Here is a 26,926-nt window from a genome sequence, read left to right on the forward strand (position 1 = left end):
CCGAACGGGGAGACCATGACCGGCCCGCACGCGTCCGAGCCGTTCCTCGACGGGTTCCACCGGATCCTGGCGGACGCCGCGAGCACGGGCCGTCGGCTGACCCGCGACGAGATCGAGTCCCGCCGGGCGCTCGGCGCACGGGCGGCCGAGGCCGGACGCGGCTGGCGCGGTCTCGTCCGCGCGCATCTCGCGGCCGGCCGGGAGGGCCGTCCGCGCGGCGCCGACCCCGACAGCGTGCTCGCCGTCGTCGAACAGGCCGTGGACGCCTTCGCCGACGGCTACGAGCGCGCACAGCGGCTGGTGATCCGCAAGGAGGAGGCGGCCCGCCGCGAGTTCATCGACGACCTGCTCCACGGGCGCGGGCCCGCGGGCCAACTCGCCGAGCGCTCCGAACGGTTCGGCTTACGGCTGTCCCGCGCCCACGCCGTCGCGGTGGCCGAGGGCACGGAGAAGTACGACGAGACCGACCCCGTTCCCCGGCAGGTGGCGGACGAGCTGTTCGGCCGCTTCGAGAACCGCCGCATCCTGTTCACCACCAAGGACGGCCGGATGGTGTGCATCGCCCCCGCCGACCAGGACGAGGTCCTCACCCACTTCGCCCGGCACGCCCGAGCCGCCGCGGGCCGGGCCCAGATCGCCGTCGGCCGGCCCAGACCCGGCCCGGTCGGCATCGGGCACAGCTACGAAGAGGCCCTCAACGCCCTGGACGTGGCCCAGCGCATGGGCCTCGACGAGCCGCTGCTGCGCGCCTCCGACCTGCTGGTCTTCCCCGTCCTGGCCCGGGACCGGCAGGCACTGGTGGATCTGGTGCAGGGCGCTCTGGGACCGCTGGAACGGGCGCGCGGCGGGGCGCAGCCCCTGCTCGACACCCTCACCGCGTACTTCGACACCGGCTGTGTGGCCGCCGCGACGGCCCGGCGGCTCTCGCTCAGCGTGCGGGCGCTCACCTACCGCCTGGCCCGCATCCACACGCTGACCGGCACCGATCCCACCGACCCCGCCCACCGCTACACCCTACAGACGGCGGTCATCGGCGCCCGGCTGCTCGACTGGCCGGCCAAGCCCCTGAACCCGGCCGGGGTCTCCCTGTAGGGGTTTCCCCTCGGAGGCCCGGCGCTCGCGAGAGTGGTACGGCGCTCGCGCCTCACTCCCGCGCGAGAATCGCCGCGGCCGCCTCCACGCCCTCCCTCGTGCCGATGAGGATCAGCGTGTCCCCGCCGGTCAGCCGGAAGTCCGGCTTCGGCGAGGGGATGGCCTCGGCGCGGCGCAGCACCGCCACGATCGACACCCCGGTCTCGGTGCGCATCCGGGTCTCCCCGAGCAGCCGCCCGTTCCAGTGCGCGGTCCCCGGCAGCTCGACGCGCTCCGCCACCAGCCCCAGCTCGGTGGTGGACAGCAGGCTGGGGCTGTGGTGGTCCGGCAGCATCGCGTCGACGAGCGCCGCCGCCTCGCCGGAGGTCAGCCGCACCGACAGGTCACAGGCGTCCGGATCGTCCTCCTGGTAGGCGCTCAGTGTGCGGGCCCCGTCGCGGTGCGCGACCACCGAGAGGCGGCGTTGCTCGCGTGTGGTCAGGTCGTAGCGCACGCCGATCCCCGGCAACGGCGTACTGCTCAGGCGTGGAGTACCCACGGCCGCCCCCTGTCTGGTGTGGAGCGTTCCTTCGAACACCTGTCGATGCCACCCTAGCCAGCGCGGGAAACGGGGCGACGGGAGTGTGCCCGACGGCCGGGTGGGAGAATGCGTGTCCAGGTCCACGCTGCCGTGGCGGCCGGCGTTCCGGGGGCATGGGGGACCGGAAGGAAGCGTGCAGCATGATCGAGTGGGTGTCCCTGCGGGCCGGCGCCCGGCCCGTGCCCCAGCCCGTCGCCACCCCGGTGGTGTGGGCCACGGCCTTCGGCGGCGCGTTGGTCCTGGTGGCCGTGCACAACATGCTGGTGGGCTCGGACAGCCCCGGGTTCGCGCTGGCCGCGCTGTCTCTCCTCGCGGCCGTGCTGGGGTTGTGCGCCCGCTTCACCGCGGCCCCGGGTACGGCCGTCCTGTGCTGGCTGACCCTCAACGGTTTCGCCATCCCGCCCGCAGGCACGCTCACCTGGGCCGGCCACCGTGACACCTTCTGGCTCACCTGCCTGTGCGCCGCGACTCTCGTCGGCACCGTGCTCGCCCGGATCGTCCAGGCCCGCGCCGCCTACCGCCGGATCGCGGCAGAGGTGGTCACCCCGGCGACCGACCCGGACGGTGGACCCCTCGGCGCCTGAACGCACCTGTCGTCGCTGCCCTGTTCCCGTTCCGTTCCCGTTCCCGTTCCCGGGGCCGGGCCGGGGCGCGGTTCAGGTGACGTTGCGGATGTCGCCGCCGTCCACACGCAGTGCGGCGCCGTTGGTGGCGGTGGAGAGAGGCGAGGCCAGGTAGGAGATGAGGTTCGCCACCTCCTCCGATTCGGCGAAGCGGCCCAGCAGCAGGTTGGGGTGGGCGCTGCGCAGGTGCTCGCCCTCGAGCTCCTCCAGGGTCGCGTCCGGCCGCTGCTCCTGGAGCATCGCGAAGTACCGTGCCGTCAGCTCGGAGCGGGTGGGGCCGGGCAGCACCGAGTTCACCGTGACGCCGGTGGCCGGGTAGGACTCGGCGAGACCGCGGGCCATGCCGAGCTGGGCGATCTTGGTGGCGCCGTAGTGCACCATCCCCGGCGGGACGTTGAGCGCGGACTCGCTGGACACGAAGACGATGCGGCCCCAGCCGCGGTCGGCCATCCCCGTGACGTAGTGGCGCGACAGCCGCACACCGCTCATCACGTTGAGGTCCCACAGACGCTGCCAGCTCTCGTCGGACAGCTCGGCGAAGGGGCTGAGTTCGGCGGTGCCGGCGTTGTTGACGAGGATGTCGGTGTCCGGCAGCGTGTCGATGATCTCCCGCACACCCTCCGCCGTGGCCACATCGCCGGGCGCGGCTCGCAGGTCGGCGTCGGGCACGGCCTTGCGGATCTCCGCGATGGCGGTCTGCACGCGCTCTTCGGTGCGGCCGTTCACGTAGACCCGGGCGCCGGCGGTGGCGAGCTGCTGCGCGGTGGCCTTGCCTATTCCGGCGGTGGACCCGGTGACGAGCGCGGTACGGGTGGACAGGTCGAGGGTCAGCATGGAGCGGCTCCTAGTTCGAGGATGCTTGGCCGCCGGACGCGTCTTCCCTGACGAAGAGCGTCTTTCGGCTCTCCGAGCGACTCTTCAGGACGCCACCACAGAACTTCTTGACCGCCACTTGAACGAGAGAGGTCGTGACACCGGACGAGATGTGTGCTGTCCGGCGCCCCGCCGCTCGGGACACACCACTGCCCGGTCACCGCCCACGGGGTGGGCGCTGACCGGGCAGTGCGGTCCGGACCGGCTCAGCCCGCCGACACGGACTCCGTGTTGCGCGGCGCGGTCTGCGGGGACCGCTGCTTCCTGCTGCGGCTCCAGCGCTTCATCACCGGGTTCTCCACCAGGGTGTAGAGCAGCCAGGCGGCCAGCACGTTCACCGCGAGGAGCAGGACCAGCATCCCCAGCGCCGGGACGGTGTCGTAGGTACGGCTGCCCAGCACCTCGGGCCGGCCGTAGAAGACCACCAGACCCTGGAGGAGATAGAAGGCGAAGGAGATGTTGCCCAGCAGCACCATGGGCCTGCTGGTGAGCCAGCCGCCGTCGCCCCGCAGATCCGAGGTGGCCGCGGCGCAGAGGATCATGCCGATCGGAACGACCGTGGTGAGGCTGAAGTTGTACGGGTCGGGGGCGGTGAGCGCGGCCCAGTAGCCCACGCCGAAGGCGGCGGCCGACGGCAGCAGGCCGATGCGCGGCCACAGGCCCGAGGCGACGATGCGGGCCAGGAGCATGCCCAGCACGAACTCGAACAGGCGCGGCGGCGGGAACGCGTAGCCGAACCACTCCTGGTTGGCCGTCAGATCGCCGAAGGGGCTCTTGGCGCCACCGGCCATGAACTGCTTCGTCACGACCGCCATGGCCGCCACGCCGGCGACCATGCCGGCGGCCCACAGCCACAGCCTGCGCTCCGGGATCCGCCGCACCACGACGATGAACACAGGGAACAGCGCGTAGAAGAGCACCTCTGAACACAGCGACCAGGAAGGGAAGTTGACGCTCATCGCGGTGTCGGGCCGGTTGCTGAACGCGTGCACCAGGGAGAGGTTCGCCAGCCAAGCGTGCAGCGGGGTCGCGGAGGCCCACAGCCATATGGCCAGGGCGAAGGTCACGAGGTGGTTGGGGTAGATCTTCAGGGCACGGCGCCGCCAGAACGCCGTGGGCCGGTCCCCGGGCGTCGCCGACCACGTCAGCACGAAGCCGCTGAGCACGAAGAAGAAGGACACCCCGATACGTCCGGCGGGCAGGAAGAAGTCGGCCACCGGCTGCGCGATGTCGGGGTCGGCGAAGAAGGTGATCGGCAGGGTCGGCCGCAGGGGCCCGGCGAGGTACGAGGTGTGGTACAGGAAGACGAGCAGGGCCGCCACGAATCTGAGGCCGGTGAGCGAGGGGAGCGGGGCCCGGCGCTGCGGTGGACCGCTCGGGGTCGATGCGGCGGTTCGGTCTGACATGTGCGCACTGCCTTTCGAACGGGGACGCGGTCGGGCTGGGGGGCGGTCAGCGCGCGGTGAACTCGCAGATGGGGCGGGCGACGCAGTCGGTCGTGTCGTTGCAGATCCCGGCGTGGACGTCGATCCAGAACGTGCGCCCAATAGCCACGTCGCTGTACTCCGGCGAGCCCACACGCAGGCTACGCAGGGCCCCTCGTGAGGTGCTCGGGGCAGCCTCGAGAGTCCCGCCGCGGGCACCGTTCCTCACCGGCCCCGGCGGGCCCGGCGTCCCCACGGCACCGGCGCCCCCGCGACGGACGCGACGGACGCGACGGACGCGACGGACGTGATGGACGGGGCGGACGGGGCGGACGTGTCGGACGTGACGTGGAACATAGGTGTCCTGTGACATATGAGCCCATCGGGCGCTTTGGGTAGCTTGGGATGCTTGCCCCGTGTTCGGTGCTGCCCTGTGTGCGGCGTCGCGCAGCGGGGCGGATCACCGACCGATCGTCCGTCCAGGAGTCCCATGCGCCTTCGAACAGCCTCCGTGCCGCCCCTCGCCCTGGCGGGTGGTGCGCTGACCGTCGGCGTCGGCGCGCTGTACCTGGCCGGACTGCTGATCACCGGCGGGCAGATCGAGGCGGGCACGACGGTGCGGGGCGTGGACATCGGCGGCCTCAGCCGTGCGGAGGCCGTCCGCAAGCTGGACGAGCACCTGACGGCGGCCGGCTCGCGGGGGCTGGCCGTGCGGGTCGGCGACCGCAGCGGGACCGTCGACCCCAGGCAGGCCGGCCTCACCTTCGACGCCGAGCGCACGGTCGACCGGGCGGCCCGCGTCGGCTCCGGTCCGGTCGCCATGATCGGCGGCCTCTTCGGCTCGGGGGGCGCGGAGGAGCCGGTCGTACGCCTCGACGAGAAGAAGGCCCGCACCGCTCTGGGGGCGCTGGCGAAGTCCCTCGACCAGAAGGTCCGCGAGGGCTCCGTCGGCTTCGCCGGCGGCCGGGTCGAGCAGGTCGCCCCGCAGACCGGCCACGCGCTGGACGTGGAGGCCGCCGTCGGCACGCTGCGGGCCTCCTTCCAGCGCGGGGCGGCGGGCGCGGTCACGGTCCTGCCCGCCCGCGAGACACAGCCGAAGGTCACGGCGGACGAGGTGCGACGGGCGGTGCGCGAGTTCGCGCGGCCGGCCATGTCGGCGCCCGTCACCCTCACCACGGGCGGCAAGCGGCTCACCATCGGGCAGACGGTGCTGGGCGAGCACCTGACGATGCGGCCGGACGCCGCCGGCCGGCTGATACCGAAGCTGGACGGCAAGGGGCTGCGCGCGGCCCCCTCGGTGGCCCGCCCCCTGGCCGACATCACCACCGCCGCCGCGAACGCCGCCCTGCGGCTGGACGGCGACCGCGTCGTGGTGGCCGACGAGGCCCGGACCGGCGTCCAGATCACCGACAAGGCGCTCGGCAAGGCCGTGCTGCCGCTGCTCACCCGGTCCGGCGGAGCGGCCCGCACCGGGGAAGTGGCCGCGCTGCGGACCCAGCCGCAGGTCACCCGGGACAGCGCCGCGCGGCTGGGGCTGACGGAGAAGTTGTCCTCCTTCACCGTCCACTTCGAACCGGCCGCGTACCGCACGAAGAACATCGGGCGGGCCGCACGGCTCATCGACGGCTCCGTCGTCCTGCCCGGCCGGAACTGGAGTTTCAACCGCACCGTGGGACAGCGCACCGAGGCCAACGGCTTCGGCGAGGGCATCATGATCCTCGACGGCGGGTTCACCAAGGCGCCCGGCGGCGGTGTCTCCACCGTGGCCACGACCATGTTCAACGCGATGTTCTTCGCCGGCGTCAAGCCCGTGGAGTACGGCGCCCACTCCTTCTACATCGAGCGCTACCCGGAGGGCCGGGAGGCGACGGTCGCCTGGGGCAGCCTCGACCTGAAGTTCGCCAATGACTCCGGTCACGCCCTCTACATCCAGGCCGAGGCCACCGACACCTCGGTGACCGTCACCTTCCTCGGCACCAGGAAGTACGACGAGATCAAGTCGGTCACCGGGCCCCGCACCCATGTGCGGCAGCCGGCGCGGAAGGTGAGCACGGACGAGAAGTGCGTGCCGCAGACCCCGCTCGAGGGCTTCGACGTCACCGTCGACCGGGTCTTCTACAACGACGGCAGGGAAGTGCGGCGGGAGCCGTTCCGCACCCACTACACCCCTCGGGACGAGATCACCTGCGCGCCCGCCGCCGAGGACCCGCAGTAGGCCCGGCGGTCACCGGGAGGGCGCGGGGTGACCTTCGGCACATCGGAGGTCTCCGCCCGCGTCGGTGGTTGCATCCTGCACCTGTCGCTCCGCTGTTGCTCATCGCGCACTGTTCCCGCAGGGCGGGCACGTGTCACCCGATCCCTGACGCCACGTCACCTCGCCGTCGCGGGACATGAGCAGGGCGGAACGGTCGCCTCCGGGGGATTCTCCGCGGTTGCCGCGAAGTGTCCTCGTCCGCCGCTCCAGCCTCTACTCTGCTGCCAGACCCCCCACAGGGCCTTCCCCCGCGGCGTGGGCGGGACTCCCGCCCGTGCCATCGAGAACAGGCGGCCGAGGGCATGAAACCACTGCGCCCAGAAGATCCCGAGCGGCTGGGACCGTACCGTCCGGTGGCCCGGCTGGGCGCAGGCGGCATGGGCCGGGTCTATCTGGCCACGTCACCGGCCGGTCAGGCCGTCGCCGTCAAGGTCATCCGTCCCGAGATGGCCGAGGACAGGAACTTCCGTATCCGCTTCCGGCGCGAGGTGGCGGCCGCGGCGGCGGTCGGCGGTGTGTACACGGCACCCGTGGTGGACGCCGCGCCGGACGACGACACACCATGGCTCGCCACCGCCTACGTGCCCGGCCCCACCCTGGCCGAGGCCGTCGCCGCGCACGGGCCGCTGCCGGTGGAGACCGTGCTCGCGCTGGGTGCGGGTGTCGCCGAGGCGCTGATCGCGGTACACGCGGAGGGACTGGTGCACCGCGACCTCAAGCCGTCCAACGTGCTGCTCGCCGCGGACGGTCCGCGCGTCATCGACTTCGGCATCGTCCGGGCCCGGGACGGCTATGAACTCACCGGCTCCGGGGCCCTGTTCGGCTCCCTCGACTACATGTGTCCCGAGCAGGCCACCGGCGATCCGGTGGGGCCGGAGGGGGACGTCTTCTGCCTCGGCTCGGTGCTCGCGTTCGCCGCGTCCGGACACCCGCCGTTCGGGGGAGCCGCGGCGGCCGCCCTGCTCTACCAGGTGGTCCACGGTTCGGCCGACCTGACCTCGGTGCCCGAACCCCTGGACAAGATCATCAGTCTCTGTCACGCCAAGGACCCGGCCCTTCGGATCAGCCCCGACCGGCTCTCCGCGGCCTGCGCGCCCGGCGGCGCCGAACAGGTGCTGAAGCAGGGCTGGCTGCCCGCGCCCGTGGCGGCCATGGTCACCGAGCGCCGGACGGCCGCGAAGGACCTGGACCGTCTCGCGCGGACCCTGGCCCCCGCCCGGCCCCCGGTCGGCACCCCCGCCCCCGAGACGCCCGCGTACGCCGGATGCGAGCCGGGCGGGACGCCGGTGGAGAGACCGTCGTACGGCACCGCCGACGGCGTGGGCGGCCCGGCGGACCCGGACCGCGCCCGCGGAGCCGACGGCGGGGGCGACCGCGCCACCGGCAGAACCTACGACACCGGCAGAGCCGATGACGCCGGCAGAGCCGATGACGCCGGTGGCGTGCGGTCCACCACCGATCCGTCCGTGCGGCACGCCCCGGTCGTCCCGGGAGCCCCGGGCGAACCGGTGCCGGAACGTTCCGCCACGGCCGCGCCCGCGCACCGCCGCGCCCCCGGACGTTCCGGTGTCGGCCGGCGCGCCCTCCTCGGCGCGACCGCGGGCGCGGCCCTCGTCGGGGGCACGGCCCTCGTCACCCGGGGCAGGACCGGCGGGCGGCGGACGCCCCGGCCCGGCCCGGCCCCCGAACCGGCCTGGGTCTACCGCGGCGGCCCGCTGCTCCAGACCCCGGCCGTCTTCCACGGCGGCACGGCCCTGCTGAAGTCCCGCCCCGGCAACATGATCTGCCTCGACCTGGAGAACGGCGCCCGGCCCAAGTGGGTGTACGAGGGCATCAGCCTCTCGCCCGGCCCCGTCCTGCTGGTCTACGGCGCCGCGGTCGCGCTCGGCACCGGGGCGACGCTGATCGGCGTCGACCCGGCGGACGGCACCGAGCGGTTCACGCTCGACTTCGGCCAGGACTACCGGTTCGACCAACTGCTCGGCGGCTACGACGGCTACGCCGTCTCGGTCCTCGGCGCCAAGCTGCAGCGCCGGTCCGCGGAACAGGGCGTGGCGACCTCCACCAGCACGGTCTTCGGCGTCGACCTGGAGGCCCGCCGGGCACTCGTCATACCGATCGACCCCGAGGACGTCGGCATTCCCCTCCAGCCCGTCATCACCGCCGACTCCTTCGTCTACGCCGACGGACTGCGCAACGTCTCGGTCCGCTCCACCCGCGACGCCGGCAGCCTGCGCTGGCGGCACCCGGTGGGCTACGACCTCCGGCCGGGTCTCGCGGTGCTCGGCCGGACCGTCTTCGCCCTCGGCTCCGAGCTCATCGCCCTGGACCTCGACACCGGAAGGCTCCGCTGGAAGGCGAAGGCGGAACGCGGCATGTTCGCCTCCCTCGGGGCAGCCGGCAACACGGTCTACGCCACGGGAACCGACCCCTACGGCGTCCACGCCTTCAGCGCGGTGGACGGCTCCCGGCGCTGGTTCTGCGAGACACCCCGGATCAACGTCGACCACCCGATCGCGGTGGGGGCGCACGCCGTCCACGTTCCGGCCTTCGAGAACAGGAACGGCTTCTACGCGATCGACACCGCCTCGGGCCGCCTGCTGTGGAACTTCACCGACGGCCGCGAGACCGGCGTCAACGACTGGCAGCTCTCCTGCGACGGAGCCGGACACCTCGTGGCCCAGCACTTCGACCGGGCCTACGGACTGCCCGTCGCCTGAGGACCGGCCGGTGACAGCGGTGCGGAGTCCGGTCGCCGGCGCAGCCAGCCGAGCAGCAGCACCGACCACACCGCCGCGAACGCGCACCAGGTCGAGACGAACTCCAGCCGCCACAGCGCGAAGCAGACCGCGGCGCCCGCCCCGACCACCGCCCCCAGGACCAGCAGCCCCCGGTCGCCGGACAGCAGCAGGGAGCCGACGGTGGCCAGGAGATAACCCGCGACGAGCACGGCCGGGTGCGAGAGGTGGACCGAGTACCCGACCGTGTGGCCGCGGATCGTGGCCGTCACCGGCCCGGTGGCGACGGCGGCCGCGAGCCCGGCGGCGGTCGCGACGCCGAGCGCGAGCAGGAACGTCAGCCTGCGCCGGGCGGCCGGCGGGGCGGCGCACCGCACCGCCGCCGGCACCCACACCGCCGGCAGCGGGAGCGCGATCACGGCCCAGACGACTGTGGCGGGGCCGCTGCCCCCGCCCGAGTCCCAGACCACCGCCTCCACGATCTGATGAACCCCGAGCAGCAGCGGCAGTGCGGCGAGCGGGAGGTCCCGGCGGTCGCGCACACCCGTCACACAGGCCACCCCGACCGCCGCCACCCCGGCGCCCGCCACCAGGTCGGCCGTCGCACTCCAACACATCACGTCACCATGGGTTCGACCGTCGTCCGCAGCCGGCTCGTCGTGCGGTGCGGGCCAGGTTACGTCCCGCTCGGCGGAAATCCGGCCGCCGCCGGGCCGAGGCCCTCTGTCGGAGTAGCGCACCTGCGTGTAAGGGGCCGCGTTACGCTGGTGCCGGTGGGCGGCAGACAGCGAAGGAGGCCGCGGGTGGTGGACGTCTCGCAGGGGGACGACGGGCCGGTGCGCGGCGCGGCCGTGCTGGAGGTGGGCCCGTTGCCCGGTCGGCCCGGCATCCGTGCCCGGGGCGAGATCAGCGAGATCACTCGCTCGCCCTGGGAAGCGGCCCTGGCGGGCCTGGCGCGGCAGCACGCCGACGTGTCCTATGTGGAGCTGTCGGAAGTGGCGTTCGTCGACGTGGCAGGCGTGGCCGCGCTCGCCGTCACGGCGCTGGGCCTGCCCGGCGGCCGGGTGGTGGTCGAGCATCCGCCCCCGCAGGTGCCGCGCGTGCTGAGCCTGTTCTGGCCGGGCATCGGCCGGATCGAGGTGGCGCCGCGATGAGCACGGTGGCGACCCACGAGGCGTTCGAGCACCCCGCGCTGTTCTACCGCACCGAGCAGGAGTACGTGGACCGGACGGTGTCCTTCGTGCAGGAGGGCCTGGACCTCGGCGAGCCGGTCGCGGTGGCGGTGCCCGGCCCCAACCTGGAGCTGATCAGAGCCGGACTGGGCCCGGACGCCGGGGCCGTCCGCCTGCTGGACATGACGGTGGCGGGCCGCAACCCGGGCCGGATCATTCCCGGAGTGCTCCGCGCGTTCGCCGACGCCCATGAGCGGGGACGGGTGCGGATCATCGGCGAGCCGATCTGGGCGGGCCGCAGTCCGGTCGAGTACCCGGCGTGCGCGCAGCACGAGGCCTTGATCAACGCGGCCTTCGAAGGCCGTCCGGTGACCATCCTCTGCCCCTACGACGAGGCACGCCTCGACGAGGAGATCCTGGCCGACGCGCGGCTCACCCACCCGACGATCGTGACCCGCGACAAGGAGGGGGTCAGCGAGGCCTACGACTGGCGTTCCGTCGTCGACCGCTACAACGAGGTGCTGGTGCCCGCGCCGGACGCGGCCGTGTTCGCGTTCGGCGCCGAAGAGCTCTACGCGGCGCGCGCCTTCGCGGTCGGCGAGGCCGAACGGCTGGGCCTCTCCGGGCAGCGGCTGGACGACACCGAGCTGGCCGTGGCGGAGCTGACGACCAACAGCGTGGTGCACGGCGCCGGACGGGGAACGCTCGCCGTCTGGGCCCAGGCGGGGCAGGTCGTGTGCGAGGTCCGGGACGCGGGCCGGCTGTCCGACCCGCTGGCCGGCCGCAGACCGGCCGTACGCGGTCAGATCGGCGGCCGCGGCCTGATGCTGGTCCACTACGTGGCGGACCTGGTCCGTCTGCACACCTCCGACGAGGGCACGACCGTCCGCTTCTACCTCGCCCGCTGAGAGTCCGTCCGGGAACCCGCCCCGGCCCCGCCCGGGAACCCGCCCGGTCCGAACCGTTCCCCGCACACCCGAAGGTGTGCGGGGTCCGCCGTTCCACGGGCCCCGGGCGGGCCCGCCCGGCGCCGCGACGCAGGCGGGTGAAGCCTGAGCCGCCGTCACCTCCACGGGGCATGCATGAGGATCTCCGCCGCATCCGGCCGGGTCGGCGGAATCGACGCGCTGGAGGCGAGAGTGACGAAAGAACAAGCCGAGGAGATCGGCCCCCACATCATCAGGGTCCCGGTCCTCATCGTCGGCGGCTCCCTGGTCGGCCTGGCGACCTCGTTGTTCCTGGGACGGCTGGGAGTGCCGCACGTACTGGTGGAGCGCCACGCGGGCACCTCCATCCACCCGCGCGGCCGCGGCAACAACGTCCGCACGATGGAGCTGTTCCGGGTGGCGGGTGTCGAGCAGGCGATCCAGGAGGCCGCCGCCACCCTGGCCGGCAACCACGGCATCCTCCAGGCGCCCACCCTGGTGGGCGACGCGGGCGAGTGGCTGTTCCGGGACATCGACCCGGGCGGCGGCCTGGCCCGCTTCAGCCCCAGCGCCTGGTGCCTGTGCAGCCAGAACGACCTCGAACCGGTCCTCCTCGACCACGCCCGCAGGCACGGCGGCGACCTGCGCTTCCACACCGAGATGATGTCGTTCGACAGCGACGCCACCGGTGTCACCGCGGTGGTCAAGAGCCGTGAGACGGGTGAGCACACCACCATCCGCGCGGACTACCTCGTCGCCGCCGACGGCCCCCGCAGCCCCGTCCGCGAGCAGCTCGGCATCGGCCAGAGCGGACCCGGCGACCTGTTCCACAACGTCAGCCTCACCTTCCGCTCCCGCCGCCTCGCCGACGTCGTGGGCGACCGTCAGTTCATCGTCTGCTACCTGACCAGCCCGGAGGCCGACGGCGCCCTGCTGCCGGTGGACAACCGCGAGAACTGGGTCTTCCACGCGCCCTGGCACCCCGAACACGGCGAAACGCTGGAGGAGTTCACCGACGAGCGGTGTGCCGAGCACATCCGCCGGGCGGTCGGGGTCGCCGACCTCGACGTGGAGATCACCGGCAAGGCGCCGTGGCACGCGGCTCAGCGGGTGGCCCGCAGCTACCGGTCGGGGCGCGTGTTCCTGGCCGGCGACTCGGCCCACGAGATGTCCCCGACCGGGGCGTTCGGTTCCAACACCGGTATCCAGGACGCGCACAACCTCGCCTGGAAACTGGCCGCCGTGATCGACGGCTGGGCGGGAGAGGCGCTGCTGGACACCTACGACGCCGAGCGCCGCCCGGTGGCCGAGGCCACCAGCGCCCGGGCCGCCGCCCGGTCGGCCGAGCACAGCCACCCCGGGTTCGCCGCGCCGCCCGGAGCGGGTGGCGGCGGTCCCCAGCGAGGCATCCTCAACGTGGCCCTCGGCTACCGCTACCCGCAGGGCGCCGTCGTGGGCGCCGACCCCGCGGTGCCGGTCGTGCCGGAGGGCCTCGACCTGTCCGGCGGACCCGGCAGCAGGGCACCCCATCTGTGGGTGCGCCGCGGGAACGAACGGCTTTCGACCCTCGACCTCTACGAGCGGTCCCTCGTCCTGCTCAGCGACGCCGGTGAGCCGGGCGGATGGCACGAGGCCGCCGTCCGCCTCGCCGAGGAACTGGTCCTCCCGCTCACGTCGTACCGGGTGGGCACGGGAGCCGACGCGGACCTGGTGCCGGAGGGCGACGCCGACTGGGCGGAGCGCCACGGCACGGCACCCGGGGGCGCCGTGCTCGTCCGGCCCGACGGGTTCGTCGCCTGGCGGTCGCCGGGTCCGGACGCGGCCGCCGAGGCGGTGCTGCGCCGGGTCCTGAAGACCGGGCTGGGGATCGCCTGACCCCGCGGGCTTCACCCGTGTGAACGCCCCGAGTGGTGCCGCGGCGACGGGCGGCTGACGGTGGATCACGTCCCGGTCGGGTCACGTGAGCTGACGGAGCGTCGGCTGCCCGGTCGTGACGGAAGGACCATCAGATGCGTTCAGCTCGCATGATCCTGGCCACCGCGGCGGCCTCGGCCGCCCTCGCCATCGGCGCCCCCGGCGCCTACGCCGCCGGTGACACGGACCACGACGACTCCTCGTACAGCAAGGAGGACAGCTCCTCGTACAGCAAGGAGCACGACAAGGAGGACCACGGCAAGGAGCACGGCAAGGAGGAGCACGACTCCCCGCACGGCGGCGTCCACACCGGCGGCGGCGCCCTCGCCTACGACCCGGAGACGGACAAGGACAAGGACAAGGACAAGGACAAGGACAAGGAGTCCTGGAACGGCGGGAAGGAAGAGGAGTCCGGCGGCTGGAGCAAGGAGCACGACAAGCCCAGCGGCGGCGTCCACACCGGCGGCGGCGGTCTCGCCACCCCCTCGGCGACCGCGGCCGGACTCGGCGTCCTCGCCGTCGCCGGCACCGGCCTCTACGCCCTGCGCCGCAGGAAGACCGCCGGAAGCGTGGCCTGACCCATGCCGGACGCGATAGCGGAGCCGCGGCCGCCACCGGTACCTCCGTGTGGCGGCCCGGCTCGCTCCCCGTGCTCTGTCCGCCCCGCTGCCGTGCCCGAATGAGGTGGTCCCCGATGGCAGTTCCCCCTTCCCCCTCCCCTTCTCCTTCCGACCCCGCCGAACCCTCCGGCGACGAGCCGGCGTCCGCCGAAGAGGGAACATCCCGCGCCGGCCTGATGATGATCTGCGCCGCGGTCGCCGTGCTCCTGGCGCTGAACCTGTTCGGCGGCGGCGACGACACCTCGTCCGGCATCGCCGGCCCGCCGCACGCCCCGCCCGCCGCCGGGTCGGTGCCCGCGGCCCGCGCACCGGGCGCGCCGACCCCGGCCGCGGGCGAAGCGGACGCCGGAGACTCGACGGGCAAGCATCTGCCGCGCTCCCGGCCCGTGCGGTTGTTCATCCCGAAGATCGCGGTCGACGCCCCCTTCGTCGACCTCGCCATCGGCGACACCGGTCAGCTGGAGCCGCCCCCCGCGAACGACGTCAACCTCGTCGGCTGGCACGCCAAGGGAGCCTCGCCCGGCGAGACGGGCACCGCGATCATCGCCGGGCACGTCGACACCAAGACCTCCCCGGCCGTCTTCGCGGGGCTGAGCGAACTGGCGAAGGGCGACGGTTTCCAGGTCCTGCGGGCCGACGGCAGCAAGGCGTCCTTCCGGGTCGACAGCGTGGAGACCTTCGACAAGGCCGACTTCCCCAGCGAGCGGGTGTACGGCGACACCGCGCAGGCGCAGGTGCGGCTCATCACCTGCGCGGGGGCCTACGACCGGCGGGTCAAGGACTACACGGACAACCTGGTCGTCTTCGCTCATCTGGTCTGACGACCGGACGCCCAGTCACCCACGTAGTTCATCCGAGTCGCGCGCTCGTGGGGACGGGCACAGGATCGAGGCACGCTGACGTCGCATCACCGCGGCCGACGTTCACCTATCCCCTCCGCGAAGGAGATGTGCGCAGGATGACCACCACGTCCGAACGTGTTGCAGGTTCGCGGGCGCGACAGGCGTCACAACGTGTCTCCCAGTCCGTGTTCGACGGCTCCCGGCTCCGCGTCGTCCTTCTGGTCGACGTCTACGACGGGGCCCAGCAGCAGTTCCTCGAGGCGTACGAGCAGCTCTGCAACCAGGTCGCGTCCGTCCCCGGGCACGTCAGCGACCAGCTGTGCCAGTCCATCGAGAACCCCTCGCAGTGGCTCATCACCAGCGAGTGGGAGAGTGCCCCGCCGTTCCTCGCCTGGGTCAACAGCGAGGAGCACGTGGCGATGGTGGAGCCGCTGCACAGCTGCGTGCGCGACACCCGCTCGCTGCGCTTCCACGTCGTCCGCGAGACCGGCGGCCCGGCGGCGGCCGCCGACCAGGCCAAGCGCCGGCTGCAGACCTCGCCCAGGATCGGCGACGGCGTGATCCGCCACGCGCTCACCTTCACCGTCAAGCCGGGCAGCGAGGAGATCGTCGCCAAGATCCTCGCGGACTACGCCTCACCCGAGCCGCAGGTCGACGACACCACCCGGCTGTGCCGCACCTCGCTGTTCATGCACGGAAACCGCGTGGTGCGGGCCATCGAGGTGCGGGGCGACCTGCTCTCCGCGCTGCGCCACGTCTCCCGGCAGCCCGAGGTGCGGGCCGTCGAGGAGGCCATCAACCCCCATCTGGAGCAGGACCGGGACCTCAACGACCCCGAGTCCGCCCGGGTCTTCTTCACCCGCGCCGCGCTGCCGGCCGTCCACCACGTGACGGCGGAGCGGCAGGACGCGCAGGCCGAGCGGTACGCCCTGCACTACCCGACCCGGCCCGACCGCGGCATGAAGCTGGCCGAGCTGCTCGCCCGGCAGGACGAGGCGGCGGCGGACGACCCGCGCAGCCCGGTCCTGCGCAGCACGATCTTCCAGCGCGACGACGTCGTCGTCCGGCTGATCGACGTGCGCGGCGGACTCGAGGCCGCCGACCCCGTACAGGCCCTCGGTCTGTCCGACCCCGGACAGGTGGCCGAGCTGACGACGCTCCAGGACGACGCCGCCGGCGCGTCCGCGTCGAAGGACGGCCGTCTCGCGCGCTTCCTCGAACTGGCGCGCATGGATCTCGTCACCGACCGCCGGTCGCCGGACGCCTGATTCGTCATCACGTGGCGGGGGCGGTGCCCCGCCCCTGCCACGTCGGTGCAGTACACCATCGGAGGAACGTCGTGATCACTTCGCGTCACAGAATCGTGGATCTCAGCGAGGTCGAGCCCAACACCCGGCGAGGCGGCGACCTGCGCGCCATGCTCACCCCGGCCACGGTGGGCGCCACCAGCGGTTTCATGGGCATGGCCCTCATCCAGCCGGGCGACCGCATCGGCGAGCACTACCACCCGTACTCCGAGGAGTTCGTGTACGTCGTGTGCGGGCAGCTGGAAGTGGACCTGGACGGTGTGCCGCACCCGCTCCAGCCCGAGCAGGGGCTCCTGATCCCCCTCAACGTGCGCCACCGCTTCCGCAACGTCGGCAAGGTCGAGGCCCGCATGGTCTTCCACCTCGGACCGCTGGCCCCGAGCCCGCCGCTCGGCCACGTCGACACCGAGGGCACCGAAGCCGAGTCCGCGATGGTCGGGGCGGAGTCGGCCGAACGACGTCAGGTGCGCTCATGACGAGACGAGTGGCGGTCACCGGGATAGGCATCGTCGCCCCGGGCGGCATAGGTGTACCGGCGTTCTGGAACCTGCTGGCGGACGGGCGCACGGCGACGCGCGCCATCACGTTCTTCGACCCGTCCGGTCTGCGGTCGCGGATCGCCGCCGAGTGCGACTTCGACCCGGCGGCCCACGGTCTGGACGCACGGGACGTGGAGCGGTGCGACCGCTACATCCAGTTCGCCCTGGTCGCTGGGGACGAGGCGGTACGGGACGCGGGTCTCGACCTCGCCGCCGAGAACCCCTGGCGGGTCGGCGTCTCCCTGGGCACCGCGGTCGGCGGCACCACCCGGCTGGAGAGCGACTACGTCAAGGTCAGCCACGGCGGGCAGCGCTGGGACGTGGACCACCAGGAGGCGGCCCCGCACCTGCACCGCGCGTTCACGCCCAGCACGCTCGCCTCGACGGTGGCGGAGCGGTTCGGGGCGCGTGGTCCGGTGCAGACCGTCTCCACGGGCTGCACCTCCGGACTCGACGCGGTCGGGTACGCCTTCCACACCGTGGAGGAGGGCCGGGCCGACATATGCATAGCCGGCGCCTCGGACTCGCCGATCTCGCCGATCACCATGGCGTGCTTCGACGCGATCAAGGCCACCTCCTCGAACAACGACGACCCGGCCCACGCCTCGCGTCCCTTCGACGCCGACCGTGACGGGTTCGTCATGGGCGAGGGCGGCGCCGTACTCGTCCTGGAGGAGCTCGAACACGCCAGGGCCCGCGGCGCGCACGTCTACTGCGAGCTCGGCGGGTACGCCACGTTCGGCAACGCCTACCACATGACCGGCCTGACCAGCGAAGGCCTGGAGATGGCCCGGGCCATCGAGGAAGCCCTCGACCACGCCCGGATCGACGCCACCGCGATCGACTACGTCAACGCGCACGGGTCGGGCACCAAGCAGAACGACCGTCACGAGACCGCCGCGGTGAAGCGGGTCCTGGGCACGCACGCCTACGACACGCCCATGAGCTCCATCAAGTCGATGGTGGGCCACTCCCTCGGCGCGATCGGGGCGATCGAACTCGTCGCCTGTGTGCTGGCCCTGGCCAACCAGGTCGTACCGCCGACCGCGAACTACGAGACGCCCGACCCCGAGTGCGACCTGGACTACGTCCCGCGCGTGGCCCGCGAGCGCAAGCTCGCCAGTGTGCTCTCGGTGGGCAGCGGCTTCGGCGGCTTCCAGTCCGCGGTGGTCATGAACCGGCCGAGGGAGAAGACACGATGAGAGAACCCCTTCCACGGCGCGCGGCCGTCACGGGAATCGGTGTGATCGCGCCCAACGGAGCCAGTACCGAGACCTTCTGGAAGTCCACCAGGGAGGGCATCAGCGTCCTGGACCGGGTGAGCCGCGAGGGCTGTGAGGATCTGCCGCTGCGGGTGGCGGGTCAGGTCCGCGACTTCGACCCGTCGGCCGTGATCGAGGAGCGCTTCCTCGTCCAGACCGACCGGTTCACGCACTTCGCGATGGCCGCGGCCGACTTCGCGCTGGACGACGCCCAGCTCGGCCGGCCGGAGACCGACGGCGCGCCCTTCTCCGTGGGCGTGGTCACCGCGGCCGGTTCCGGCGGCGGCGAGTTCGGCCAGCGGGAGCTCCAGCAGCTGTGGGGCAAGGGCAGCCGCTTCGTCGGCCCCTACCAGTCCATCGCCTGGTTCTACGCCGCCAGCACCGGCCAGATCTCCATCCGCCGCGGCTTCAAGGGCCCCTGCTCGGTCGTCGCCGCGGACGAGGCCGGTGGCCTGGACGCCCTCGCCCATGCCGCACGGGCGGTGCGCCGCGGCACCGACGTGATCGTGGCCGGGGCGACCGAGGCGCCGATCGCGCCCTACTCGGTGGTCTGCCAACTCGGCTACGAGGAACTCAGCACGGTCGACGACCCGACCCGCGCCTACCGTCCGTTCACCTCCGCGGCCTGCGGGTTCGTGCCCGCCGAGGGCGGCGCCATGCTGGTGGTGGAGGCGGAGGCCGCGGCCCGGGCACGGGGCGCGCGGGTGCAGGCCTACCTGGCCGGACACGCGGCGACCTTCACCGGGGCCTCCCGCTGGGAGGAGTCCCGGGAGGGGCTCGCCCAGGCCGTCCGGCAAGCCCTGGAGGAGGCCGACTGCGCTCCCGAGGAGATCGACGTGGTCTTCGCCGACGCCCTCGGCGTGCCGGAGGCGGACAGGGCCGAGGCCCTGGCGATCGTCGACGCCCTCGGGGCGCACGGCACCCGCGTGCCCGTCACGGCGCCGAAGACCGGGATCGGCCGGGGCTACTGCGCGGCGCCGCTGATGGACGCCGCGGCGGCGGTGCTCGCGATGGAGCACGGCGTGGTCCCGCCCACCCCCAACGTCTTCGACATCTGCCACGACCTCGACCTGGTGACCGGCCGGGCGCGTACCGCCGAGGTACGCACGGCGCTGGTCCTGAGCCGGGGACTCATGGGGTCGAACTCGGCGCTGGTGCTGCGGCACGGCGCCACCGACGCCTCGTAGCGAGGCGCCGTGGAGCAGCAGAGGAAGGGAATGGCATGACTGACCGCATCACAGTGGAAGAGCTGGCCGAACTCATGAAGAAGTCCGCCGGCGTCACCGTCGCCCCGGAGGTCCTCCGTAGCGACGACACGGGCTTCGACCGCCTGGGCGTCGACTCGCTCGGCCTGCTGGGGATCGTGGGCGAGCTGGAGAACCGGTACGGCACGCCGATGCCTCCCGACGCCGAACGCTCCAAGTCGCCCCGGCAGTTCCTCGACCTCGTCAACAGCGCCCTCCTGACAGGAGCCTGAGATGACCGGACACACGCAGAACGAGATCACCATCGCGGCGCCTCTCGACCTGGTCTGGGAGGTGACCAACGACCTGGAGAACTGGCCGCGGCTGTTCAGCGAGTACGCCTCCGTCGAGATCCTCTCCCGGGAGGGACGCAGGACGACGTTCCGGCTGACCATGCACCCGGACGAGAAGGGCACCGTGTGGAGCTGGGTCTCGGAGCGCGAGCCGGACCGCGACACGCTCACCGTCAAGGCCCGCCGGGTCGAGACGGGGCCCTTCGCCCACATGGACATCCACTGGCGGTACGAGGAGGTACCGACCGGTACGCGGATGGTCTGGACGCAGGACTTCGCGATGAAGCCGGAAGCGCCGGTCGACGACGAGTGGATGACCGACAACATCAACCGGAACTCCAAGGTCCAGCTGGGGCTGATCCGGGACCGCATCGAGAAGACCGCCGCCGAGCGCGGTGTCACCCCCGGTCTGACCGACTGAACCGGACGGAGAACAGCACCATGCACCAAGCTCTGATCGTCGCCCGGATGGCCCCGGGATCGGCGCCCGACATCGCCAAGGTGTTCGAGGAGTCCGACCGGGGGGAGCTGCCGCAGCTCGTCGGTGTGACCCGGCGCAGCCTGTTCCAGTTCGGCGACGTGTACATGCACCTGATCGAGTCCGAGCGTGAGCCCGGGCCCGCCATCGCCAAGATCACCGGGCATCCCGAGTTCCGGGGCGTCAGCGAGCGGCTGGCCGCGTACGTCAGCGCGTACGACCCCGAGACCTGGCGTTCCCCGAAGGACGCCATGGCGCAGCGCTTCTACCTCTGGGAGCGCGAGCCGGCCGGCTGACCCCCGCCGACTCTCACCGGTCGCCGGGCCCGCGACGCTGCGGGCCCGGCGACCGGTGGTCCGTGTGTCCCCGGACGGGGACCTCTGGACGGCGACGCGGTCGGATCAGCCGGGGACGTGGCAGTCGAACGCGTGCAGGTAGGGGTTGACCGGGCTGATGTCGTCGATGACGAGACCCGCCTCGGTCAGCCGGTCCACCATGCTCTGGGTGGTGTGCTTGGCCCCGCCGACGTTGAGGAGCAGCAGCAGGTCCATCGCGGTGCTGAACCGCATCGACGGCGAGTCGTCGACGAGGTTCTCGATGACCACGACCCGTGTCCCGGGGCCGCCCGCCTCCCGGACGTTGCGCAGCGTGCGGGCCGTGCTCTCGTCGTCCCACTCCAGGATGTTCTTGATGACGTAGACGTCGGCCTTCACCGGGACGGCCGTACGGACGTCGCCGGGCACCACGCGCGCACGGTCCGCGAGGTCGCCGCCCGCGAGCAGGCGCGGCACCGCGTTCTCCACCACCCGGGGGAGGTCGAGCAGCGCTCCGCGCATCGCGGGGTACTTGTCCAGCAGGCTCGCCACCACGTGCCCCTGGCCGCCGCCGATGTCGGCGACCGACGAGCTCCCCGTCAGGTCGAGGAACTTCGCGACGTCCCGCGCGGACTGCACGCTGGAGGTCGTCATGGCGCGGTTGAAGACGTCGGCCGACTCCGGGGCGTCCTCGTTGAGGTAGGGGAAGAACTCCTTGCCGTAGAGGTCCTCCACCACGTTGCGGCCGGTGCGCATCGCCTCGTCCAGCATCGGCCAGGCGTCCCAGGTCCACGGCTCGGTGCACCACAGCGTGATGGCACGCAGGCTGTTGGGGTCGTCCTCGCGCAGCAGCCGGGAGACGTCGGTGTGCGCGAACGTCCCGTTCGGCCCCTCGGTGAAGACGCCGTAGCAGGACAGCGCCCGCAGGAGCCGTCGCAGCGGGCGGGGTTCGGTCTTCACCGCGGCCGCGAGGTCCTCCACGGCCATGGGGCTGTCGCCGAGGGCGTCGGCGACGCCCAGCCGGGCGGCCGCGCGGAGGGCGGCGGCGCATGCCGCCCCGAACGCGAGTTCCCGCAGCCGCATCGACGGCGGAGGGGCGGACTGAGCGGTCGTCGTCATGTGCCGCCTTCCTTCCTTCTTGTAGTTCGGGGAGTTCGGGGAGTGCGTGAAGTCGGGGGAGCCGGGGGAGTGCGTGGAGTCAGCACAGGCCGGCGGGCTTGGAGGAGCGGCAGGAGTTGCCTTCGAAGGTGTTGCCCTTGCCGGTGTCCGTGTTGACGAGGTCTGGGGAGTTGCCCCGCAGCAGGTTGTCGCTGATCCGGTTCCGGTCGCTGGTCGTGCCCACGAAACTCTTGAACAGGACGATGCCGCCGGACAGCGGGGACTTGCCGACGTTGTCCTTGATCACGTTCCGGGTGACCAGGCTGTCCTCGGCGCCGGTCAGGACGATGCCGGTGCCCTGGAGGGCGTCCAGCCGCGCGGTCTTCGGGCAGGACTTGTTGTTGCGCTCGATGCGGTTGTCGCGCACCGTCACGAACCCGGCCTTCGGCTTGTTCTCGTCGCCGACGACGAACACGCCCGCGCAGTTGCCCGTGAGGTGGTTGTCCGAGAGGGTCAGGTTGCGCAGCCGGCGGACGGTGACGCCGATCCGGTTGCCCTCCAGCCGGTTGTGCTCGACCACGGTTCCCTCGGTGTCCGTGGCGCCCAGCTCCTCCTTGACCGTGTTGGCCAGGAACAGGCCCGCGTCGCCGTTGTCCCGGGCGGTGTTGCCGCGGAACAGGCCGTGCACCGAGTGCTCCGTGGCGATGCCCCACACGCCGTTCTTCTCCGCGGTGACGCGCCGCACGGTCAGCCCGTCGGCCTCCGTGGCGTAGACGCCGGTCTTGGCGAAGCCGGACACCGTCAGGGCGGCGATGGTGACGTCGTCGACGTTGTGGTCCTTCGTGCCCACGACGCAGATGCCGTTGCCGCTCGCGGCACAGCTGCTCGCGGCCTTCGGTCCCTTGGTTCCCTTCGAGTCCTTCGAGCCCTTCGCGGCGCCCGATCCGGTGCTCGGGGCGGTGCTGCCGGTGCTCGCGCCGGCGGCCGGCTCGAGCACCGTGCCGCGGCCCACGCCACGCAGGGTGAGCCCGGAGGTCCTCACGTCGACGCTCTCGTGATAGGTGCCGTACGTCAGCAGAACGGTGTCGCCCGGCCGGGCGGCGTCCACCGCCTTCTGGATCGATTCTCCCGGGTGGACCACATGCACCGTGTGGTCGGCGACCGGTGGGGCCGCGCCGAGCCCCGTCCCGAGCAGCGCCGCCGTGCACGCCAGGTACGCGATATGGCATTTATTCATATTGTGCACGCTATGACCATATGGGCCCGGAACCGGCGCGATGGGCCATCCGGCGGCGTGTCCCGCGACCGCACCCCACCCGGCTCCGGGCGGGGCCTCAGTCGGTGCGCGGGCGGCGGTTGCTGCGGGGCGCGCGCCGGGAGAGTCGTCGCGGGCGGGCGTCGGCCGTCGGCGGCTCCTCGGCGGGCCGCGCCCCGGCCGGCTCGTCCTGCCATGACTCGTAGTCCGTGAACGCGTCACCGGAGTCCTGCCCGCCGGGAGAGAGCGCGGCGCCCGCGTACTCGGGCTCCGGGACGGTCTTGAGCAGGGCCAGCGCCAGGGTGTCGGAGTCGGGCAGGGCGCCCGGCAGGGGCTGGGTGACCGTGTCGGGCAGCATGACGAGGGACGTGGTGCCCGACTCCTCGCCGGAGGGGCGCAACTGGACGCGGATGCCGTGCCGTTCGGCGAGCCTGCCGACCACGAACAGCCCCATGTGCTGGGAGATGTCGACGTCGACGGTCGGCGGGTCGGCCAACTTGCGGTTGATCACCGCGAAGTCCTCCGCCTCCAGCCCGATGCCCTCGTCGTGGATCTCGACCGTGATCCGGCCGTCGGGGAGCCGCACGGCGGTCACCCGGACCTCCGAGTGCGGGGACGAGAACACCGTGGCGTTCTCCAGCAGTTCGGCGAGCAGATGAACCAGGTCGGGCACGGCCCGGCCGTCGATCTGGGACTCCGGCAGCCCGAAGAGCCGGATCCGCTCGTACTGCTCCACCTCCGAACAGGCCGCGCGGACCACGTCGACCAGCGGCAGCGGCCGGTCCCACTGCTCGGCCGGCCGCTCGCCGCCGAGGACCAGGAGGTTCTCGCCGTTGCGGCGGACCCGGGTGGCGAGATGGTCCAGCCGGAAGAGGTTCGCCAGCTGCTCCGGGTCGGTCTCGTTGTCCTCCAGGCTGGTGATGAGGGCCAGTTGACGTTCGATCAGGGACTGGCCGCGGTGCGAGAGGTTGGTGAAGAGCGTGTTGATGTTGCCCCGCAGGAGAGCCTGCTCGGCGGCAAGCCGGACCGCCTCGCGATGGACGAGGTCGAAGGCCCGGGCCACCTCGCCGATCTCGTCGGTGGTGTGGATCGGGATCGGGACGACCCGGGTGTCCACTTCGCCGGCGTCGGGCCGGGACATCTGCTCGACGAGAGCCGGCAGCCGCCGGCCCGCGATCTCGATGGCGGAGGCGCTGAGGCGGCGCATCCCGGTGCTCATCGTGCGGGCCACCCAGGAAGCCAGCAGGAAGGCCACGAGCACCGAGGCGAGCACGAGCGCCGCGTTGGTGACGGCGTCCCGGCGCGCGTCGTCGGCGATGGCGTGGGCGCTCGCGAGCGCGTCGTCGGTGAGGTTCACCTGGATGCCCCGGTAGGCGTCGAAGCCCAGCGTGGACGCGGCGAAGAACGACTCGGGCGTGATGCCCCGTTCGGCCAGTTCCTCGGCCGGCTTCCCGTCGGCGATCTCGGCGATCATCACGTCGATGCCGGGCGGGGTGACGAACGTCCGCCCCGCCGCCGCGGCCTGTGCGGCCGCCGCCGCGGTCTGCTGCCTGCCCCGCTCCTCGGCGGCGGTCAGCGCCTGCTGGAGCCTGGTCACGTCCTCGGCGGTGCCGGCGCCCGCGTACTCCTGGAGCCCCACCTGTTCGAGGTAGGCGTACGAGCGGAACGAGGCGAGCTGGGACGCCAGTTCGCCCGGGGCGAGCCGGTCGCGGTCCTCCACCAGCAGATGCGTGCCGATGGAGCGGATCAGCGACTCGGCCGCCTGGGTCAGGGACACGGCGTAGAGCGTCCGGCCGATGCTCGCCTGGCTGCTGCTGCCGAAGCCCAGTTCGTTCGAGATCTCCATCAGGGGGTGCTGGACGGTGTGGTAGCTCTCCTCCGTCTGCACTCCGGACATCCGGGAGGTGAACGCGTTGGCCCGCACACCGGCGAGCTGCGCCTCACCGGCGCGGACCAGTTGGACGCGCCGGACGAGCCCGCCGGTCTTCGGCATCCGGGCGACCGCCGCGTCGAACGCCCGTGCGTCCGCGTCCGTGATCTGCCGGGCCTGCATGACGGTGTCGGATTCCTTGTCGCCCGTCAGCAGGGGGATGACCGACAGATCGCGCTCGTTGATCGCGTCGCTCGCATACTTGTTCGCCGTCTGGATCAGCTCCGCCACGCGGACCGCGTCGTCGGCGTCCTGCCAGGTGTCGACCGAGCGTTTCACCCGTACACCCCCGAGCACGAGGGCGACGAGCACGGGGATCAGCAGCACGGCCCGAAGCCGTCTGGCCAGGGGCCAGTTGCGGGTGAGGGGCTTTCTTCGTCCCTCGACCGCGGGTGAGTTCTTCGGCACGATCGACCTATCGCCTCTGGGAGCGCCTCGCGCGTGACGCGCCGGGTACTCCTCACTACGACGCGTCGACGGCACTGTGTTCAAAAGTGGTGCAACTTTCACCTACGACATGGCTCATTCATGCTTCGGCGGGACGCGATCAGGATCGGTCGGCGCGCGGTCAGAACCAGTGCAGACAGTGCGGGGGGCGTTCGGCGCGGAAGAGGGCGTCGGCGAGAGCGGCCGCGCCCGGACGGTGGGCCCGGATGTGTCCGGCACGTACGAGCGTGCTCGGGGCGGTGCCGCCGAGATAGACCGAGCCCAGGTCGCTCACGTCCAGGGAGAGATCGGGCTCCCGGTCCGTCGGGACGCACTCGGCCTTGCCGTCCCGGACGGTCAGCAGGTAGCGGCCGTGCTCGCCGAGGAACGGGTCGTCGACGTCGAGGACGAGCTCGCCGTCCACGAACCAGCCGCGCGCGGTCAGCGCGCGCGGGATGTCGAGCAGCCGCACCCAGAGCCAGTCGGTGTCGTCGCTCACCTGGCCGGCGCGGAAGTCCGCGAACTGCCAGCGCAGCGGGTGCTCGGGCGGGAAGTGCCTGAACACGACCTGGGTGACCAGGTCGTGTCCGAGCACGAACCGGGCCAGGGCCGCGAAGACGGCGTCGTCGGCGGCGATGGTCTCGTCGACCGTCAAGGTGTCGCGCTCGCCGATCGAGTAGCAGGCGTACCCGTCCGGGACGCCGTCGGCGTCCCGGTGGACGGCGACGTGGCGCGGCGCCGGAGAGACCGGGGGCTGCCCCGCGCGCAGGGCCCACCAGCGATGCGGCCGCGACAGCGCGCCGGGCTGTGCGCGGCGGTACCGGTCGTAGACCTCTTCCAGGATCTCGCCGCACTCGGCACGCCGCAGCAGCTCGATCGTGCCGCCGTCGGTGCCGGTGCCGGTGCCGGTCGCCGGGGCGTCGGCCGTTGCGCGCGCCCGGGGGAGGGCGAGGGCGGCCTTGTGGCGCGGGACCGTCAGCCGCCGGGTGTAGGTCGCCGGTCCGTAGCCGAACCTGCGGTAGATCAGGGCCTCGGAGGCCAGCAGCACGGAGAGGAACTCCCCACGGGCGCGCAGCTCGGTGAGCTGATGCCGCATCATCGCGCTCAGGACGCCCTGGCGTCGGTGCGAGGGCAGGACGCCGACGGCGGTCACCCCGGCGGCCGGGACGAGGATCTCGCCGGGCAGGGTGAGCTCGAAGGAGTACGCGCCGGCGGTGCCGACGGGCCGTCCGTCCGCCGTCTCGGCGAGCAGGTTGCGGTCCGTCTCGAGCGCCGACCACCAGACCCCGCCGCCGTCCTCGGCCGGGGTCTCCGGGAAGCGGCCGAACGCGCCGTGGAGTGTGTCGACGAAGACGTCGAGGTCCTGGTCGGTCGTGGAACGTATCTCCATCGCTGCTGCTGCCTCCCTGGCATACGGGACCACGACCCGTGGTGCCCCGCCACAGTGCAGCGTCGCCCCGCGGCCGGGTCAACCGTATTACGGTCGGCCCCGCGACCGGTCGGCAGCACCCCCCGTTCCGGCCCGGCCTTGGCCCCGGCAGTACCCCCCCGTTCCGGCCCGCCCCGGCCCCGGCAGTACCCCCCCCGTTCCGGCCCGGCCCCGGCCCCGGCAGTCCCCCCGGTTCCGGCCCGGCCCCGGCAGTACCCCCCCCGTTCCGGCCCCGGCCCCGGCGGGAGCCGCCGCGACCGGGGCCGGCGGCGCTGATCCCCGCCGCCGAGACC

Annotated in this window: 24 protein-coding genes; 16 read left to right on the forward strand and 8 right to left on the reverse strand. The window is 72.7% G+C overall.

Going from position 1 to position 26,926, the window contains the following annotated elements; genetic code table 11:
- Positions 1–15 precede the first annotated feature (15 nt).
- Entirely contained in the window at positions 16–1,092 is a 1,077-nt protein-coding gene (locus tag ABT070_RS05140; protein ID WP_351754853.1) for a PucR family transcriptional regulator, read from the forward strand.
- A gap of 52 nt (positions 1,093–1,144) precedes the next feature.
- Here ABT070_RS05140 and ABT070_RS05145 read toward each other — a convergent pair whose 3' ends face one another.
- Entirely contained in the window at positions 1,145–1,630 is a 486-nt protein-coding gene (locus tag ABT070_RS05145; protein ID WP_351754856.1) for a cation:proton antiporter regulatory subunit, read from the reverse strand.
- Between the two features lie 182 nt (positions 1,631–1,812).
- Here ABT070_RS05145 and ABT070_RS05150 point away from each other — a divergent pair, with 182 nt between their 5' ends.
- Positions 1,813–2,256 (forward strand): hypothetical protein, encoded by a 444-nt coding sequence (locus ABT070_RS05150; RefSeq protein WP_351754859.1) that lies wholly within the window; start codon positions 1,813–1,815, stop codon positions 2,254–2,256.
- A 72-nt stretch (positions 2,257–2,328) separates the two neighbouring features.
- Here ABT070_RS05150 and ABT070_RS05155 read toward each other — a convergent pair whose 3' ends face one another.
- Together ABT070_RS05155 and ABT070_RS05160 are read right to left on the reverse strand one after the other, a co-directional pair.
- Entirely contained in the window at positions 2,329–3,129 is an 801-nt protein-coding gene (locus tag ABT070_RS05155; protein ID WP_351754862.1) for an SDR family NAD(P)-dependent oxidoreductase, read from the reverse strand.
- A 245-nt stretch (positions 3,130–3,374) separates the two neighbouring features.
- On the reverse strand, positions 3,375–4,574 hold the full coding sequence (locus ABT070_RS05160; RefSeq protein ID WP_351754865.1) for an acyltransferase family protein: 1,200 nt from the start codon (positions 4,572–4,574) through the stop codon (positions 3,375–3,377).
- 508 nt (positions 4,575–5,082) lie between these two features.
- Between ABT070_RS05160 and ABT070_RS05165 the strand changes: the two genes are divergently transcribed.
- Together ABT070_RS05165 and ABT070_RS05170 are read left to right on the forward strand one after the other, a co-directional pair.
- Entirely contained in the window at positions 5,083–6,807 is a 1,725-nt protein-coding gene (locus ABT070_RS05165) for a VanW family protein (RefSeq protein ID WP_351754867.1), read from the forward strand.
- A gap of 341 nt (positions 6,808–7,148) precedes the next feature.
- Positions 7,149–9,566 carry a serine/threonine-protein kinase gene (locus ABT070_RS05170; protein WP_351754870.1) on the forward strand — a complete coding sequence of 806 codons (2,418 nt, stop codon included), beginning with the start codon at positions 7,149–7,151 and terminating at the stop codon, positions 9,564–9,566.
- Here ABT070_RS05170 and ABT070_RS05175 read toward each other — a convergent pair.
- A complete protein-coding gene (locus ABT070_RS05175; RefSeq protein ID WP_351754873.1) occupies positions 9,545–10,201 on the reverse strand; it encodes a DUF6629 family protein in 657 nt (218 codons plus the stop codon). The genes ABT070_RS05170 and ABT070_RS05175 overlap by 22 nt on opposite strands.
- Before the next feature lie 186 nt (positions 10,202–10,387).
- Here ABT070_RS05175 and ABT070_RS05180 point away from each other — a divergent pair, with 186 nt between their 5' ends.
- The 12 genes from ABT070_RS05180 to ABT070_RS05235 all read left to right on the forward strand — a co-directional run bounded on the left by ABT070_RS05180 (position 10,388) and on the right by ABT070_RS05235 (position 20,477).
- Positions 10,388–10,738 carry an STAS domain-containing protein gene (locus ABT070_RS05180; RefSeq protein ID WP_351754875.1) on the forward strand — a complete coding sequence of 117 codons (351 nt, stop codon included), beginning with the start codon at positions 10,388–10,390 and terminating at the stop codon, positions 10,736–10,738.
- Positions 10,735–11,664, forward strand: coding sequence for an anti-sigma factor RsbA family regulatory protein (locus ABT070_RS05185; RefSeq protein WP_351754878.1), 930 nt, complete (start codon positions 10,735–10,737; stop codon positions 11,662–11,664). Before ABT070_RS05180 ends, ABT070_RS05185 begins: the two co-directional genes overlap by 4 nt.
- 174 nt (positions 11,665–11,838) lie before the next feature.
- Positions 11,839–13,557 (forward strand): FAD-dependent oxidoreductase, encoded by a 1,719-nt coding sequence (locus ABT070_RS05190; RefSeq protein ID WP_351754880.1) that lies wholly within the window; start codon positions 11,839–11,841, stop codon positions 13,555–13,557.
- Positions 13,558–13,691: 134 nt separating this feature from the next.
- Positions 13,692–14,174, forward strand: coding sequence for a hypothetical protein (locus tag ABT070_RS05195; protein ID WP_351754882.1), 483 nt, complete (start codon positions 13,692–13,694; stop codon positions 14,172–14,174).
- A 116-nt stretch (positions 14,175–14,290) separates the two neighbouring features.
- Positions 14,291–15,037: a class F sortase gene (locus tag ABT070_RS05200; RefSeq protein WP_351754885.1), complete on the forward strand. Its 747-nt coding sequence runs from the start codon at positions 14,291–14,293 to the stop codon at positions 15,035–15,037.
- A gap of 137 nt (positions 15,038–15,174) precedes the next feature.
- Complete coding sequence (locus tag ABT070_RS05205; protein WP_351754888.1) at positions 15,175–16,326, forward strand: SchA/CurD-like domain-containing protein; 1,152 nt, start codon at positions 15,175–15,177, stop codon at positions 16,324–16,326.
- Positions 16,327–16,421: 95 nt separating this feature from the next.
- Positions 16,422–16,841 (forward strand): cupin domain-containing protein, encoded by a 420-nt coding sequence (locus ABT070_RS05210; protein ID WP_451102962.1) that lies wholly within the window; start codon positions 16,422–16,424, stop codon positions 16,839–16,841.
- Positions 16,838–18,106 carry a beta-ketoacyl-[acyl-carrier-protein] synthase family protein gene (locus ABT070_RS05215; RefSeq protein ID WP_351754893.1) on the forward strand — a complete coding sequence of 423 codons (1,269 nt, stop codon included), beginning with the start codon at positions 16,838–16,840 and terminating at the stop codon, positions 18,104–18,106. Before ABT070_RS05210 ends, ABT070_RS05215 begins: the two co-directional genes overlap by 4 nt.
- Positions 18,103–19,353 carry a beta-ketoacyl synthase N-terminal-like domain-containing protein gene (locus ABT070_RS05220; protein WP_351754896.1) on the forward strand — a complete coding sequence of 417 codons (1,251 nt, stop codon included), beginning with the start codon at positions 18,103–18,105 and terminating at the stop codon, positions 19,351–19,353. Before ABT070_RS05215 ends, ABT070_RS05220 begins: the two co-directional genes overlap by 4 nt.
- 35 nt (positions 19,354–19,388) lie before the next feature.
- Positions 19,389–19,643 carry an acyl carrier protein gene (locus ABT070_RS05225; protein ID WP_351754899.1) on the forward strand — a complete coding sequence of 85 codons (255 nt, stop codon included), beginning with the start codon at positions 19,389–19,391 and terminating at the stop codon, positions 19,641–19,643.
- A 1-nt stretch (position 19,644) separates the two neighbouring features.
- Positions 19,645–20,124 carry an SRPBCC family protein gene (locus ABT070_RS05230; protein ID WP_351754902.1) on the forward strand — a complete coding sequence of 160 codons (480 nt, stop codon included), beginning with the start codon at positions 19,645–19,647 and terminating at the stop codon, positions 20,122–20,124.
- Positions 20,125–20,144: 20 nt separating this feature from the next.
- On the forward strand, positions 20,145–20,477 hold the full coding sequence (locus ABT070_RS05235) for a TcmI family type II polyketide cyclase (RefSeq protein ID WP_351754905.1): 333 nt from the start codon (positions 20,145–20,147) through the stop codon (positions 20,475–20,477).
- A 105-nt stretch (positions 20,478–20,582) separates the two neighbouring features.
- Here ABT070_RS05235 and ABT070_RS05240 read toward each other — a convergent pair whose 3' ends face one another.
- From ABT070_RS05240 to ABT070_RS05255, 4 genes are all read right to left on the reverse strand, one after another.
- Positions 20,583–21,614, reverse strand: a complete 1,032-nt coding sequence (locus ABT070_RS05240; RefSeq protein WP_351754908.1) for a methyltransferase — start codon at positions 21,612–21,614, stop codon at positions 20,583–20,585.
- A gap of 79 nt (positions 21,615–21,693) precedes the next feature.
- Complete coding sequence (locus ABT070_RS05245; RefSeq protein ID WP_351754910.1) at positions 21,694–22,830, reverse strand: right-handed parallel beta-helix repeat-containing protein; 1,137 nt, start codon at positions 22,828–22,830, stop codon at positions 21,694–21,696.
- A 97-nt stretch (positions 22,831–22,927) separates the two neighbouring features.
- The gene (locus tag ABT070_RS05250) at positions 22,928–25,186 is read right to left on the reverse strand and encodes a sensor histidine kinase (protein WP_351754913.1); all 2,259 of its coding nucleotides are present in this window, start codon (positions 25,184–25,186) and stop codon (positions 22,928–22,930) included.
- A gap of 160 nt (positions 25,187–25,346) precedes the next feature.
- The gene (locus ABT070_RS05255) at positions 25,347–26,594 is read right to left on the reverse strand and encodes a GNAT family N-acetyltransferase (RefSeq protein ID WP_351754916.1); all 1,248 of its coding nucleotides are present in this window, start codon (positions 26,592–26,594) and stop codon (positions 25,347–25,349) included.
- Between the last annotated feature and the right edge of the window lie 332 nt (positions 26,595–26,926).

Source organism: Streptomyces sp. NPDC002884, assembly GCF_040295245.1.
Classification (GTDB): Bacteria; Actinomycetota; Actinomycetes; order Streptomycetales; family Streptomycetaceae; genus Streptomyces.